Annotated in this window: 12 protein-coding genes; 9 read left to right on the top strand and 3 right to left on the bottom strand. The window is 43.9% G+C overall.

Going from position 1 to position 13,929, the window contains the following annotated elements; all coding sequences use genetic code 11:
• Nucleotides 1-56: 56 nt before the first annotated feature.
• A complete protein-coding gene (locus tag L1D50_RS06635; RefSeq protein WP_128727798.1) occupies nt 57-2,216 on the top strand; it encodes a S46 family peptidase in 2,160 nt (719 codons plus the stop codon).
• Nucleotides 2,217-2,355: 139 nt separating this feature from the next.
• On the opposite strand, the gene L1D50_RS06640 is transcribed toward L1D50_RS06635, so the two are convergent.
• Together L1D50_RS06640 and soxR are read right to left on the bottom strand one after the other, a co-directional pair.
• Nucleotides 2,356-4,140 carry a DUF885 family protein gene (locus L1D50_RS06640; protein ID WP_239965742.1) on the bottom strand — a complete coding sequence of 595 codons (1,785 nt, stop codon included), beginning with the start codon at nt 4,138-4,140 and terminating at the stop codon, nt 2,356-2,358.
• Between the two features lie 13 nt (nt 4,141-4,153).
• A complete protein-coding gene (gene soxR / locus L1D50_RS06645; RefSeq protein WP_138521838.1) occupies nt 4,154-4,660 on the bottom strand; it encodes a redox-sensitive transcriptional activator SoxR in 507 nt (168 codons plus the stop codon).
• Nucleotides 4,661-4,741: 81 nt separating this feature from the next.
• Between soxR and L1D50_RS06650 the strand changes: the two genes are divergently transcribed.
• Complete coding sequence (locus L1D50_RS06650; protein WP_138521836.1) at nt 4,742-5,197, top strand: NAD(P)H-dependent oxidoreductase; 456 nt, start codon at nt 4,742-4,744, stop codon at nt 5,195-5,197.
• 465 nt (nt 5,198-5,662) lie between these two features.
• Nucleotides 5,663-6,016, top strand: a complete 354-nt coding sequence (locus L1D50_RS06655) for an SMI1/KNR4 family protein (RefSeq protein ID WP_235956529.1) — start codon at nt 5,663-5,665, stop codon at nt 6,014-6,016.
• A gap of 189 nt (nt 6,017-6,205) precedes the next feature.
• Here the strand turns inward: L1D50_RS06655 and L1D50_RS06660 are convergent, their stop codons facing one another.
• A complete protein-coding gene (locus tag L1D50_RS06660; RefSeq protein WP_128727794.1) occupies nt 6,206-7,840 on the bottom strand; it encodes a methyl-accepting chemotaxis protein in 1,635 nt (544 codons plus the stop codon).
• A 394-nt stretch (nt 7,841-8,234) separates the two neighbouring features.
• Here L1D50_RS06660 and L1D50_RS06665 point away from each other — a divergent pair, with 394 nt between their 5' ends.
• The 6 genes from L1D50_RS06665 (at nt 8,235) to cyoE (ending at nt 13,749) form a co-directional block, all read left to right on the top strand.
• A complete protein-coding gene (locus L1D50_RS06665; protein WP_128727793.1) occupies nt 8,235-8,645 on the top strand; it encodes a hypothetical protein in 411 nt (136 codons plus the stop codon).
• Between the two features lie 335 nt (nt 8,646-8,980).
• The gene (cyoA, locus tag L1D50_RS06670) at nt 8,981-9,889 is read left to right on the top strand and encodes a ubiquinol oxidase subunit II (protein ID WP_128727792.1); all 909 of its coding nucleotides are present in this window, start codon (nt 8,981-8,983) and stop codon (nt 9,887-9,889) included.
• Between the two features lie 2 nt (nt 9,890-9,891).
• A complete protein-coding gene (gene cyoB, locus L1D50_RS06675; protein WP_239965743.1) occupies nt 9,892-11,874 on the top strand; it encodes a cytochrome o ubiquinol oxidase subunit I in 1,983 nt (660 codons plus the stop codon).
• Between the two features lie 3 nt (nt 11,875-11,877).
• Nucleotides 11,878-12,498 carry a cytochrome o ubiquinol oxidase subunit III gene (cyoC, locus tag L1D50_RS06680; RefSeq protein ID WP_239965744.1) on the top strand — a complete coding sequence of 207 codons (621 nt, stop codon included), beginning with the start codon at nt 11,878-11,880 and terminating at the stop codon, nt 12,496-12,498.
• Complete coding sequence (cyoD, locus tag L1D50_RS06685) at nt 12,498-12,857, top strand: cytochrome o ubiquinol oxidase subunit IV (protein WP_239965745.1); 360 nt, start codon at nt 12,498-12,500, stop codon at nt 12,855-12,857. Before cyoC ends, cyoD begins: the two co-directional genes overlap by 1 nt.
• Before the next feature lie 13 nt (nt 12,858-12,870).
• Nucleotides 12,871-13,749: a heme o synthase gene (gene cyoE, locus L1D50_RS06690; RefSeq protein ID WP_239965746.1), complete on the top strand. Its 879-nt coding sequence runs from the start codon at nt 12,871-12,873 to the stop codon at nt 13,747-13,749.
• The last annotated feature ends 180 nt before the right edge of the window (nt 13,750-13,929 follow it).

Here is a 13,929-nt window from a genome sequence, read left to right on the forward strand (position 1 = left end):
ATCTTGGGTCACATTACTGACCGCAATTAAAATAATATAACATTTAGGATTGGAATATGCGTATTAAAGCTATCTCCGCGGCCATGGTGTTGGCCTTTTCTCAGTACGTTGCTGCCGATGAAGGCATGTGGCAACCACATCAACTACCTGAACTTGAATCTATTTTAAAGTCTAAAGGACTGGAAATTGATGCTAAGTCAATTTCTAAACTCACTGAATTCCCGATGAATGCGGTGATTAGCTTAGGTGGCTGTACGGCGTCATTTGTCTCTCCTAAAGGTTTAGTGGTGACAAATCATCACTGTGCATACGGCTCTATTCAATACAACTCAACAACAGATAATAATATTCTTGAGAATGGCTTTTTAGCAAAACAGCCAAGTGAAGATCTACCAGCGGCACCGGGCTCACGGGTTTATGTGACAAAAGAAGTGTCGAACGTAACGGATAAAGTTAATGCCGGTACTGATTCGCTTACCGGTAAAGCACGTTTTGATGCCATTGACAGTAAGCGCAAACAACTTGTTGCTGAGTGTGAGCAAGATGAAAGCTATCGCTGTAATGTTTATACCTTTCATGGTGGATTGGAATATTACCTCATTAAATCTTTAGAGATAAAAGACGTCCGTCTGGCATATACACCAGCGATGGGCGTGGGCAAATATGGTGGCGATATAGATAACTGGATGTGGCCTCGTCACACCGGCGACTTTGCTTTTTACCGTGCATATGTGGGTAAAGATGGTAAGCCAGCTGAGTTTTCTAAGGATAACGTACCTTATAACCCTGAGTCGTTTTTGAGTGTGAGTGCAAAAGGCGTGCAAGAGGGCGACTTTGTGATGGTAACGGGTTATCCGGGTCGTACCAACCGCTATCGTATTGCTTCTGAAGTGGATTATGTATTTAACACGGTTTACCCCATGGTACGCAAACATAACTCTAAGTATGTGGAACTGATTGAAGAAAACGCACCTGAAGGTTCTCAAGCTCGTATTGCTTACGAAAGCACCATTGCGGGTTACAACAACTACATCAAAAACTTTGGCTCTATGATTGAGAGCTTCAAAAAAGGCAGTATGTATAGCCGCAAGCAGCAATTTGAGCGCGATCTTAGCACTTGGATTAATGCTGATGCAGACCGTAAAGCAAAGTATGGTGCTGTACTAAACGAATTGAGCGAGTTGGTTGCTCAATCTCAAGCTCATTATGAGCGTGATATGATGGTTGGCTATATCCATCGCTCACAAATGATGTCTACTGCGCGTAAGCTTTATCGCTTGGCGGTTGAAAAACAAAAGCCTGATGCTGAGCGTGAGAGTGGTTATCAAGAACGTGATATGCCAAAAATCAAAGCGGGGCTACAGCGTATGACGCGCCGTTATGATGAAACAGTTGATAAAGCGATTATGCTTTACTTCATGGAGCTTTATGCAGCCTTGCCAAAAGAAGCGCGTTTAGCTGAAGTAGATAAGCAGCTTCAACTTGAAAACGGCTTCAATAAAGCAAAGCACCAAGCGCTGCTAGATGAGATGTATGCTAACTCTAAGCTTGCTGATGAAAAAGCCCGTCTTTGGATGTTAGATTTAGAGCTTGAGCAGTTAAATCAGAGCTCTGATCCATTCATTCAATATGCAAAAGCGATTTTTGCAGTGATGAAGCAAATCGAAGATGAAGAAAAAGAATTGGCTGGTAAGCAGCAATCTGCACGTCCTGCTTTGATGGAAGCGATTATTGCTTACAACAAATCTCAAAATAAGCCAGTTTACGCGGATGCTAACAGCACACTCCGTGTCACTTACGGTACGGTAGGTGGCTATTCACCGCAAGATGGCTTAGTGGCAACGCCATTTACCTCGCTTGAAGGACTGTTGGCGAAAAATACTGATGTTGAACCATTTAACGCGCCTAAAAAGCAGCAGCAGTTGATCCGTGAAAAAGTATATGGTCAATATACAGGGGGCATGAATACCGTACCGGTGAATTTCCTTTCTAACGTAGATACCACAGGTGGTAACTCGGGCTCGCCAACCCTTAACGGAAAAGCGGAGTTAGTGGGTTTACTCTTTGATGGTGTATATGAAAGCATTATTGGTGATTGGGATTACGATAAGAACCTGAACCGCTCAATTCATGTTGATTCGCGTTACATGTTATGGGTAATGGATAAGGTTGATAATGCGCAAAACCTGTTAGATGAAATGAAGATAGTAAAGTAGGTCGACCTTTAGGTCGACAACCATCCTTACGTTTAAAGGGTAGCCTTTGGGTTTAAACGTTAGTCGGCCTAAAGGCCGACCTACGGGTGATATCAATTTGTCGAAAAACAATGCCGGCCATGAGGCCGGCATTATTATGTTACTTTGCCATTAACTGGCGGATATACTTCACCGGAGCACTACCAAAGCTTAAGAATTCTTCGTGGAATGTTTTTAAGTCAAATTCCTTTCCAAGCTTTTGTTTTTGTGTTTCGCGGAAGTCGTAAATTTCGCGATAACCAGAGTAGTAGCTGGTTAATTGCACTTGGCTTAAGGTTGCACGACGCCATTTACCCTCTGCTTCTGCACGTTCTTGGAAGGCACCATTCATCAATAGATCTAATCCTTGCTCTTGGTTTATCCCTTTGACATGAATACCGTAATCTAGGATGGTGTTACAGATCACGCGTAGGTTCCACTTGTAATACATTAACCACATTTCAGGCTCAAAGTTGCCATAGCCTTCTTCTAGCATCATGCGTTCAGTGTAGACCGCCCAGCCCTCAACCATTGCGCCGTTACTAAAGATGCTTTTTATTAGCGATGGAGACTCATTTGAGTATACCAATTGCGTGTAATGGCCAGGCACGGCTTCGTGAATGTTTAAGATCTGCAGGATCCAACGGTTGTATTCGCGAAGGTATGATTCAGCTTGTTCATCGTTCATAGAGGTGAGTGGAGACACATTATAATAGGTGTTCTCATTTTTGTCGTATGGGCCTGGTGCACTGATTGAAGCACCAGCAAAGCCACGCATGTACTCAGGCGTTTCGCGAACAACCAGCGGTTTTTCAGGATCTAGAGTGATGAGATCTTTTTCCATGACAAATTTTTCTAGCTCTGGAATTTGCCCCTGTATTTCGCTTACAAAGTCTTCACGTTTTACGTGTTGTAGCGAGAGGTGCTTGATAAGTGTGGCTATTGCATCAACGTCAGACTCTGGGCGTGGTTTATCTGCAAAGTACTTTGGCCACAGCTTATTGGTGATTTTAACCATTTCATTGGTAACACGGGCCTTGTCAGCCAGTGCTTTCTCATACATTTGCTTTGCGGTATAACCAGATTGAATATCAAAAGCAAACTTCTCTTCGTACAGCTTCTCACCAATTCTAAATGAACGTGCGTTACCACTTGCTTTTAGCTCTGCTTCGAGATTAGTAAGGAAAGAAACATATCCATTTATAGCTGATTTAGCCGCAGCAAAGCGCTGTTTAAAGAGCGCTTTTTCCTCTGCTGTTAGCAATGAAGTGGCAAGCTTATCAAGTAACTCATCGTTTAATACACTAAAAGCGCCTTGGTTTTGTGCAATCGCCAGTTGAGTATATTCAAGGGTTGGATTGCTAATATTATGCTGTGCGGCTTCATAATAGGCTGGCACATTTTGTAGACGCGTGAGCACTAGTTTGAGCTTTTCGTCGTCGGTTTTAAAACGGCTGTTTAAGATAGTTGCAAAGCCATAGGAAACATTGTAGTTCGATGGATTCCATTGCCAGCTTTTGAAGGTTTCAATGTGCCAGATATCGCGCTTTAGACGATTTTCAATTAAGTAATAATCAATTTTTTGACTATTGCTCAAATTGGCAAGATCAAACCGGTATAACTTCGCTAACTGTGCTCTAGAGAAGGCAACACTTTCGTCACGGCTCGCTTGATTCGGTACCGTAATGATATCATCGTACTTGCCAAAACCTGCCCATAGTGAGGCTTCTGGGTACTGCTTCCATAAGTCATTGATAAATTGCTGAGAAAACTCAGCGAATTGTGCATCTTTTGCTACTGTCTGCTGTGAAATTAAAGGCGTCGTCTCGACAGACGAAGAAGAAAGTGAGCAGCCAGTCAGGCCCATTGCCATGGCTAGTGCCATGCACAAGGCAGTTTTTTTCATTATTGTGTCCTATTTAATGGTTTTCGCTATCATAACAAGATTTCGCTTTGTTTGCTTTGTCTGGCTCATCCAACCACACCGCACCGTTAGCCTCTTTGGCAACGATGTCATCTGGGTTGTAGATAGGACACGATTTCATCGATAAGCAGCCACAGCCAATGCAACCATTGACATAATTTCTTAGACGCTGCATGTAAGCAATTTTCTCATCCAACTTTGCTTGCCAGGCTTTAGATAGTTTGGCCCAGTCTTCTTTGGTTGGTGTTCTTGAATCGGGCAGGGTATCGAGGGTTTCTTTTATCTCGCCAAGGGTTATCCCCATCTTTTGGCCCGCTTTAATAATGGCAATACGGCGCAGTACATCCTTTTTATAACGGCGCTGGTTACCGTTATTACGCCAACTGCGAATAAGCCCTTTGTTCTCATAAAAATGCAGTGCAGACACCGCAACGTCAGCTCTTTGAGCAACTTTACCGACACTGAGATTTGGTTCGTCTCTTAATAATTTTTCAGTTTTCATAAATTAATGCTTTACCTTAACTTAAGGTGAGGTTTTAAGGTTGCACCCAATTTAATATTAATGCAACTGGAATTGAACCTTATGAAAACAGTCGTTATTTACTCAAGCTCAAACCCCAATGGAAATACCTACCAATCTGCAAAGGCACTAGCAGAAGAAAAAAGAGCGGAACTCATCTATTTAGACCGTTATAAAATTGGTGAGTATTGCTATAAACATTCTCACAGTGACGATGACTTTGTTAACCTGTTTAGATGGGTACTCGGTTTTGAGCACATTATTTTTGCATCCCCTGTTTATTGGTATGCTGTAACACCAAGAATGAAGGCATTTATCGACAGAATAACCGACTTTATGGACATCGAAGCGCTAAAGCCTGAGCTCAGAACGCTGCGCGACAAGCAGTTTTCGATTTTATCAACCTCATGCCAAGAGAAAGCACCAGCACCATTTACTGAGATGCTGGTGGGAACCTTTGAGTATTTGGGTATGAAATTACAAGAGCAACATCATGTTCATTACCCTTACGCCGATTAATAGCAGTGGATTTTGTTGGGTGGGGCTGTGTGACGATAGCTTTTAAAGATCGCTGCGTGAAGCAGCGCCTACTCTGGAGTAAAACCAGTCTGATATAAGGCGGTTTATCCACCGAGCAGTTTGTGACTGGTGTATATTTAGATGAGGGAAAGGGCTTTAAAGATCGCTGCGTGAAGCAGCTCCTACTCTGAAGTAAAACCAGTCTAGTAGGAGGAGGTTTACCCGTCGAGCGGTTTGTGGCCGGTGTATATTTAGATGGGGGAAAGGGCTTTAAAGATCGCTGCGTGAAGCAGCTCCTACTCTGAAGTAAAACCAGTCTAGTAGGAGGAGGTTTACCCGCCGAGCGGTTTGTTGCCGGTGCGTACTTGCAAAGGCCGAAAATATTATAGAGTGTTATTAGTTTGAGTCTTAACTGTGGCAACTTGGCTCATTAATTAACGCAGCGTAAAACGTCAAGGAAGAAATATGAATATCTCCGAGATACAAAAAGAAAGAACGATTATTTTACCAGAAAAATATTTAGTGTTCGTTGCGAGTGTAGACGCGGGCGAGGACTATTTCTTCAACGAGTTTCCTGAAGAGTACCCTGATTTCGAAGGCCGATGCTGGGCTTTTTATGATGAACCACTCTTAAGTGAAGAAGTTGAAATGATTGGTATCGGTAAGGCACCTGCACATCAGCAACTAGCGCTTTACTTAAAATGTTATCAACAAAGCACTAAAAAAGGCGAAATTCATTCGCCTGAAGGGCTGATTTCTATTAGTCGAGTCGCCAATGCTTTTGTTATTGCAGAAGATGACGGTGATTTTTTTATCTAGACCCTGAAGATAGTTTTTCGGTTTGGATATTTTATCACGATGGTTGTGATGTAAAGAAAGTATCAAATTCAATGGAAGAATGGTTGATGCGCGCTAAGGCTGCTTAATAGAGTGGGGCGTTAAAACCCCTTGCTACCCGACATTTCTCAGCGGAAGTACGCACTTCCGCCTATGCGAACAGGTGTAAATTCACACCTTGAATTCACTTACCATTTGTGAGAGTTGCTGTGACATTTCGCTTAATTGCTGGCTCGATGCTTTGGTGTGTTCAGCGCCAAGAGCGGTTTGGTTTGCCACTGTTGCGATGCCACTGATGTTGTCAGTCATGTCATTAAGATCTTCGGATTGCTTTTCACTCCAGGTAGCGATATTAACGTTAATATCATTCACGGTTGCAATGGAGAGGTTGATTTGCTCTAGTGCGTGCTTGCATTCTTGGCTCACTTTGAGGCTTTGCTCGGATGCTGCACGGCAGCTTTGCATTTCTTCAACGGTTGTGGCGACGCCATTGTGTAGTTTATCAATAATGGCTTGAATATCATCGGTAGATTGTTGTGTACGCTGAGCCAGCGTTCTTACCTCATCGGCCACCACGGCAAAACCTCGGCCTTGCTCTCCCGCTCTTGCAGCCTCGATAGCCGCATTCAATGCTAATAAATTAGTTTGTTCTGCCACTTTTTTAATGACATCAAGTACTGCACCAATCTCGGTTGATGAGCGTTGTAGTTCGAGCACGGCTTGTTGCGCTGAGTCAACACTACGAGAGGCGTGTGCTATGACTGCCACATTTTCGTCTACATGCGCCAGCCCTTGAGTCGTCAGTGTGGTTGTCTCTGCCACTTTATTAAGCGCACGCATTGACTCATTATTGACAGCTTGTGCCACTTGATTAAGCGACTGCATGCGTTTTTGCACCGATTCTGTTTCACTGTTTTGTTGTCCAATACCAGCTTGGATTTGCTCGGTAATACAGGATAACTCTTCTGCTTGAGAGGCCAAAGAGTGGGTGTTTTCGTTGATATCGTGCAGTACATCACGAAAATGCGAGTTCATTTTATTAAATGCGATAGCCATTTGGGCAAGCTCGTCTTTACCGTGGCTTTTCAGTGCAATGGTGAGGTCTTTTTGCGCTGAAATGAGTCCCATCGTGCGGGTGAGCTTATCCAGTGGTTTGGTAATATTTTTGCTGATCAAGCTAGAGAGAAAAATAAGTAATATTGCGTAGCCGAGCGTTTCAGCAGTCATCGACATGAGCCGGTCATAAAACTGTTCTTCAACGTCTTGAAGGTAAATACCAGTACCAATTGCCCAGCTATAGTGCTCTAGGTTAGCGATATAAGAAAGCTTTCCCTCAAGCTCCTTTGTCCCCGGTTTTGGCCATTGATATTGGGCAAAACCTTGTTGATTTTGATTGGCAATGATGACGAACTGGCTGAATGCTTCGCGAATGAAGCGTTCATGATGGTTAGTCATTGAGGTGCCGTTGAGTAGCGGCTTAATGGGGTGCGTTACCATGTTCCCGCTTAAGTCAAATAAGAAGAAGTAGCCTGCGTCACCATAGCGTGCAGCATCAATGAGTTTTTTTATTTTTTCTTGTCTTTGTTGTGGGGTGAGCGAGCTGTCAGTGGCAACCATGTTAAGTTGTGCAACTGTGGTTTCCATTAGGTTTTTTGCATTAATGCGCCGTTCGTGCGTTAAGCTGTCTCGTAAAACGAGTGCTGATGAGAGTTGCACGAGGGCAATGATCACGACAGACAAAAGCAGACTGAGTCTGAGTTTATTGGGTACTTTCATCAAACCTAAGAGTTTATTCAGCTGCTTCATGAGTTCCTCTAGCAATAAAGAATTAGTTGAAATGACAGCGATGTCAATTGGCGGGGATCATACTTAGAACGAACCAAAAATAAATAGCATGAACAAAAGATGAATAAGGCGTTAAGTCGTGCAGGTTGCTATCTAATTGATAGTTAATATAAATGTTAATATTTACGTTTTGTAAATGATTGTGAATGAGAATTATTGCTAATAAGTGCGCTTAAGAATTTTGTCTTATTAGGGAATGTTTAGGATAGGGATAGATTAAGAAAGTTTGATATAGATCATTGCAGATATCGCTTGAATCGAATAGTGACTTTGTTATACTCGCTGCGAACTTTCAGTTTAGACTGAAAGCTCTGAACTAATCAATTCTATCAAGATAAAAACATCAGGATAATCTGTGCCTCCGTTAAGCTATGCTCGACATACTGCTACCACTGACGACACGACCTATCAAGGTTGTGCGATGACGCGTGCGCAGTTATTCGGTCGTATTTTCAGTGTACTAAGCGCATTGATGATGTTTAACACGGCATTATTATTCACTGGCATGCTAGGTGATGTAGCTGAATTAGAAGCTCTTTTTGCAGATAATTCATTACCTGACTCTGTGTTGGTGATGCTCGGAGCGTTTTTGGCTCAACCTATCTTGTCATTGCAATTATTGATAGGTATTTATTGGCTAGTTTTCCATACTATTTTGCCTACACGCGCTGGTATCGTGCTGCGCAAAATGGCATTCGCCTCTACAGAGGCTATTCACCCTCAACCAGTGCCGAGCGCACATGGTTGTCGTGCTCCTCCTTTTTGATACCGCTGTCTGTTTGCGTAATTGCAATATTTTAATCCAATGTGTTTGATTTAAGCGATTTGGGTCAGCAGTCAGCAATTCAGTTTCAATTACATTAATCGGCTACTTACAGTCCTTTTAGGGCGAATTGTAAGCTTAGCAAATGTGATTGTCCGTTTACTGTGTCGATTATTTGGTAAATGGTTAGTGGCTGGTATCAAAGGAGTATTTCCCTTCACTAATGTATTTTCCCTGATGGATACAGTGCAATTCGAACTTGTGCAGCATAGCTTGCACAAATAGATACTCAGCGTGCTTGATAAATAAGCCGCAGCTTATCGTTGAAGGGTAATCAATTGAATAAACGTAGTGTCGTGAATTATGTGCTCGCTTCATTGGGGCTAATGCTCACCGGTTGTAATGGTGGCATTTTGGATCCCAAGGGGCAAATTGGCATGGATGAGAAGTCCTTGATCATCATTGCCACTGTACTGATGTTGCTCGTTGTAGTACCAGTAATTATTCTTACCTTATATTTTGCGTGGAAGTACCGAGATGGTCGTGACCACGAAATCTATGCACCTAAATGGGCTCACTCTAACAAAATAGAAGCCGTGGTTTGGACCATTCCGATTGTGATTATTATTGTACTTGGGGTGATCACCTGGCGTTCTACACAATCGCTTGATCCATACAAGCCGTTGGAGGGCAAAGGAGAACATCTCACCGTTCAAGTGGTATCGCTAAACTGGAAGTGGTTATTTATCTATCCAGATCAAGGCATTGCCAGCGTGAATGAACTGGTGTTTCCAGCGAATGTCCCGGTGGAGTACAAAATCACTTCCGAAAGCACCATGAACTCTTTCTTTATTCCGCAGCTCGGTAGTCAAATCTACTCGATGGCAGGGATGGAAACGCAGCTTCACCTGATTGCCAACGAGCCGGGGACGTTCAGAGGCTTTTCTGCTAACTACAGCGGAGCGGGCTTTACGGGTATGAAGTTCGATGCCATTGCGACCAAAGACAAAGCAAGTTTTGATAACTGGGTTGCCGATGTCAAAGCAAACGGCGAAGCCTTAACCGCAGGTCGTTACACGCAACTGGCTGAGCCTTCGGAATACCACCCCGTTGAATATTTTGGCTCGGTAGAGCAGGGCTTATTCCACACCATAGTTATGAAGTACATGCAGGGCCATGGCGAAATGAGTTATTACGCCAAACCAGAGCATGCTGCGCATCCACATCACGGCAAGGCTGAGGAGTAATTATGTCGTTGTTTGGTAAATTATCCATCGAGGCAATCCCTTATCACGAACCCATCATTATGGTGACGTTAGCTGTGGTGGCGATTGTTGGTCTAATTGTGGCTGCAATGGTCACAAAACACAAAAAATGGGGCGTGCTGTGGCACGATTGGATTACTTCAATCGATCATAAACGCCTAGGCGTGATGTACATTATCTTGGCATTAATTATGTTAATGCGTGGTTTTGCCGACGCCATCATGATGCGCACACAGCTGGCGATGGCCACAAGCGGCGCTGCCGGTTACTTACCTCCTGAGCACTATGACCAGATCTTCACTGCACACGGGGTGATCATGATCATCTTTATGGCGATGCCATTTATGATTGGTTTGATGAATATCATCTTGCCACTGCAAATTGGTGCTAGAGATGTTGCCTTTCCGTTTTTGAATAACCTCAGTTTTTGGTTGACGGCGGGCGGGGCAATTCTGATCAACTTATCCTTGGCATTTGGTGAGTTTGCAAAAACCGGTTGGGTTGCGTATCCGCCATTGTCGGAGTTGTCGTTTAGTCCCGGTGTCGGGGTTGATTACTATATTTGGGCACTGCAAATATCCGGACTTGGGACATTGCTCACCGCTGTGAATTTCTTGGTAACCGTATTTAAGATGCGTGCACCTGGCATGACGCTAATGAAAATGCCTATTTTTACTTGGACTTGTACTTGGGCAAATATCCTAGTTGCGGCGTCTTTCCCAATTCTTACTGCGGTGCTGGCGATGCTAACGCTTGACCGTTATATGGACTTCCACTTCTTCACCAATGAAGCCGGTGGTAATGCCATGATGTATATCAACCTGTTCTGGGCATGGGGTCACCCTGAAGTTTATATTTTGATCTTGCCTGCGTTTGGGATTTTCTCAGAAATTATTTCAACCTTTACAGGCAAACGCCTGTTTGGCTATAAGTCGATGGTGTACGCCAGCGGTGCGATTTCTATTTTGGGCTTTATTGTTTGGCTACATCACTTCTTTACTATGGGTTCAAGCGCTAATGTTAATGCTTTCTTTGGGGTCATGACGATGGTCATTGCGGTCCCGACGGGAGTAAAACTCTTTAACTGGTTATTTACCATGTATCGCGGTCGTTTGCGGATCACGGTGCCGGTCCTTTGGACGTTAGGGTTTATGGTGACCTTTACCGTTGGTGGGATGACTGGCGTACTGCTTGCGATTCCTGGCGCGGACTATGTGCTGCACAACAGTCTTTTCCTAATTGCACATTTCCATAACACCATTATCGGTGGGGCAGTGTTTGGTTATCTGGCGGGTTTTGCTTACTGGTTCCCTAAAGTGATGGGTTACAAGCTTGATGAGCGTTGGGGTAAAGCCTCATTCTGGTGCTGGTTAGTTGGCTTTTTTGTAGCCTTTATGCCGCTTTATGTGCTCGGCTTCTTAGGCATGACGCGTCGCCTTAATCATACCAACACGCCAGAGTGGAATATTTGGCTATACATCGCGTGTATTGGTGCCTTTATCATTATGTTTGGGATAGTTTTCCAAGTGGTACAGCTAGTGGTGAGCTACAAAAACCGCGAGCAATTGCAAGACACCACAGGCGATCCGTGGAACGGGCATACGCTGGAGTGGTCTATGGACTCTCCCCCGCAGTACTACAACTTCGCGACAACTCCTGTGGTTGACGATATTGACGCTTGGACAGAAATGAAAGAGCAGGGACAGGCATACCAAAAGCCTGCACACTATCAGCCTATTCACATGCCAAAAAATACCCCCGCAGGAGTGCTTATCAGTGCGTCATTGACCGCGTTTTGCTTTGCCATGATCTGGCATATTTGGTGGTTAGCGGCGGTGGGGTTAGTCAGTGCTATCGCGGTATTTATTAAGCGTTGTTACACCCGCGACGTTGATTATTATGTTCAGGTTGACGAGATTGAGCAGATTGAGTCTGCCCACCTTTCTCGTGCATTACAGGAGAGTTAATTCATGAGTGCTATTACTCCCGATACGCTGCATGCGTTAGAAGATGCTCACGAGCATGCAGATCATGACACAGGTTCAAATACCGTATTCGGTTTTTGGCTATATCTGATGACGGACTGTTTGTTGTTTGCTTCTTTCTTTGCCACTTATGCTGTGTTGTACATGAACACGGCAGGTGGGGTGTCTGGCAAAGACATATTCGAGCTGGGTTTTGTTGCGGTTGAAACCGCGGCCCTACTGTTAAGTAGTATTACCTTTGGTTTTGCCATGATAGCGGCAAACAAAAAGAAAAAGTCGCAAACCTTATCTTGGCTTGCGGTGACATTTGCCTTTGGTGCGGTGTTTATTGGCATGGAAGTATATGAATTCCATCACTTAATAGTAAATGGTCATGGACCGCAGCGTAGTGCTTTTCTGACTTCTTTCTTCTCATTGGTGGGTCTGCACGGCATGCACGTGACGGCAGGCTTGATTTGGATGACTGTGATGGTGATTGAAGTGACACGTCGTGGTCTTAAGCCACAAACGATAATGCGTTTGAGCTGCTTAAGCTTGTTCTGGCACTTTTTAGATATCGTGTGGATCTGTGTATTTACCGTTGTTTATTTAATGGGGGCAATGTAATGAGCCATAGTGAATCTCAAGCGTTAGCACAGATGGATGTTCATAAGCATGAACACGACAGCCACGGTAGTGTGAAGTCGTATCTAATTGGTTTTGTGCTATCCGTCATTTTGACAGCCATTCCTTTTGCTGCCGTGATGAGTGGAAGCTTGTCATCTAGCACGACATTTTGGACGTTAGTGACAACGGCATTAGTGCAAATTTGGGTGCACCTGAAGTACTTTTTACACCTGAACTTTGTTACGGAAGAAGGTAAGGCAAGCACGCTTTCCTTTATCTTTAGTGCGTTGATTATTGTGATGGTAGTGGGGCTGTCGGTCTGGATCATCTACGAATCGAACGCCATGATGATGTATTAACAGGAGAGTAGTCATGCTGCGTCGTTATTTTCAGGTGACAAAACCTGGGATCATTATGGGAAACTTGATTTCAGTCGCAGGAGGCTTTTTATTGGCCTCTCGAGGTGAAGTTGATTGGCTGCTATTTGCCTTGACTCTACTGGGGCTATCTTTGGTCGTTGCGTCAGGTTGTGTAGTCAATAATGTCATCGACAGGGATATCGATGCGGCAATGGCTCGCACTAAAACTCGCGTGACAGTAACTGGGGAAATTTCCTCAGTTGCTGCACTGTCACATAGTCTGGTACTCGGATTATCTGGCTTTGGGCTCTTAGCCTATTTCACCAATTGGATTACGCTGGGTTTTGCCGCATTTGGGTTTTTTATTTATGTCGGTGTTTACAGCTTATACATGAAACGAAACTCAGTGTATGGCACGGTGGTTGGTAGCCTGTCTGGGGCAGTGCCTCCTGTGGTTGGCTACTGCGCAGTAAGCGGGGTGTTTGACTCTGGCGCTGCCATTTTATTATTGATGTTTTGTCTTTGGCAAATGCCGCACTCTTACGCCATTGCGATTTTCCGTTTTGAAGATTACCGGGCCGCGAATATTCCGGTGTTGCCAGTCGCGCAAGGTGTTGAGAAGGCTAAGCATCACATTGTTTTGTATATCGCCATTTATGCACTGGTGGTGATGTTACTACCGCTTAGCGGTTATACCGGCATAGCATTTATGGCGGTGGCCTGTACAACCAGTTTTTGGTGGTTATTGATGGCGCTAAAAGGATACCAAAGAGACTTAGATTTACATGGTTGGGCGAGGCAAGTATTTGCATTCTCAATAGTTAATATCACAGTCCTAAGTATCGCGATGGCAATTGATAATCACAGCACAGTTTCTGCGATGCTGTACTGATCGCAGATTATCCCAAAGTAACTAAAATCCAAAGGCCCACGGGGCCTTTTTTCGTTCTTATCTTAGTTTATACCAATTTGACTTAATACTTGCTCAATTTGAAGGAGCAAATCTGACGTTAACAGCGTTAAAAATTCCTCATTTAGAACAACTAAATAGCAAAATTTTTGCCTTGCCTAT

Source organism: Pseudoalteromonas sp. Isolate6, from assembly GCF_022398435.1.
Taxonomy (GTDB): domain Bacteria; phylum Pseudomonadota; class Gammaproteobacteria; order Enterobacterales; family Alteromonadaceae; genus Pseudoalteromonas; species Pseudoalteromonas galatheae.

What these genes read in the sequence shown, in the direction of transcription:
- L1D50_RS06655 (WP_235956529.1), top strand. Translation starts at nt 5,663, where the DNA reads ATGAATATCTCCGAGATACAAAAAGAAAGAACGATTATTTTACCAGAA.
- cyoC (WP_239965744.1), top strand. Translation starts at nt 11,878, where the DNA reads ATGAGTGCTATTACTCCCGATACGCTGCATGCGTTAGAAGATGCTCAC.
- soxR (WP_138521838.1), bottom strand. Translation starts at nt 4,660, where the DNA reads ATGAAAACTGAAAAATTATTAAGAGACGAACCAAATCTCAGTGTCGGT.
- L1D50_RS06635 (WP_128727798.1), top strand. Translation starts at nt 57, where the DNA reads ATGCGTATTAAAGCTATCTCCGCGGCCATGGTGTTGGCCTTTTCTCAG.
- cyoE (WP_239965746.1), top strand. Translation starts at nt 12,871, where the DNA reads ATGCTGCGTCGTTATTTTCAGGTGACAAAACCTGGGATCATTATGGGA.
- cyoD (WP_239965745.1), top strand. Translation starts at nt 12,498, where the DNA reads ATGAGCCATAGTGAATCTCAAGCGTTAGCACAGATGGATGTTCATAAG.
- L1D50_RS06650 (WP_138521836.1), top strand. Translation starts at nt 4,742, where the DNA reads ATGAAAACAGTCGTTATTTACTCAAGCTCAAACCCCAATGGAAATACC.
- cyoB (WP_239965743.1), top strand. Translation starts at nt 9,892, where the DNA reads ATGTCGTTGTTTGGTAAATTATCCATCGAGGCAATCCCTTATCACGAA.
- L1D50_RS06660 (WP_128727794.1), bottom strand. Translation starts at nt 7,840, where the DNA reads ATGAAGCAGCTGAATAAACTCTTAGGTTTGATGAAAGTACCCAATAAA.
- L1D50_RS06640 (WP_239965742.1), bottom strand. Translation starts at nt 4,140, where the DNA reads ATGAAAAAAACTGCCTTGTGCATGGCACTAGCCATGGCAATGGGCCTG.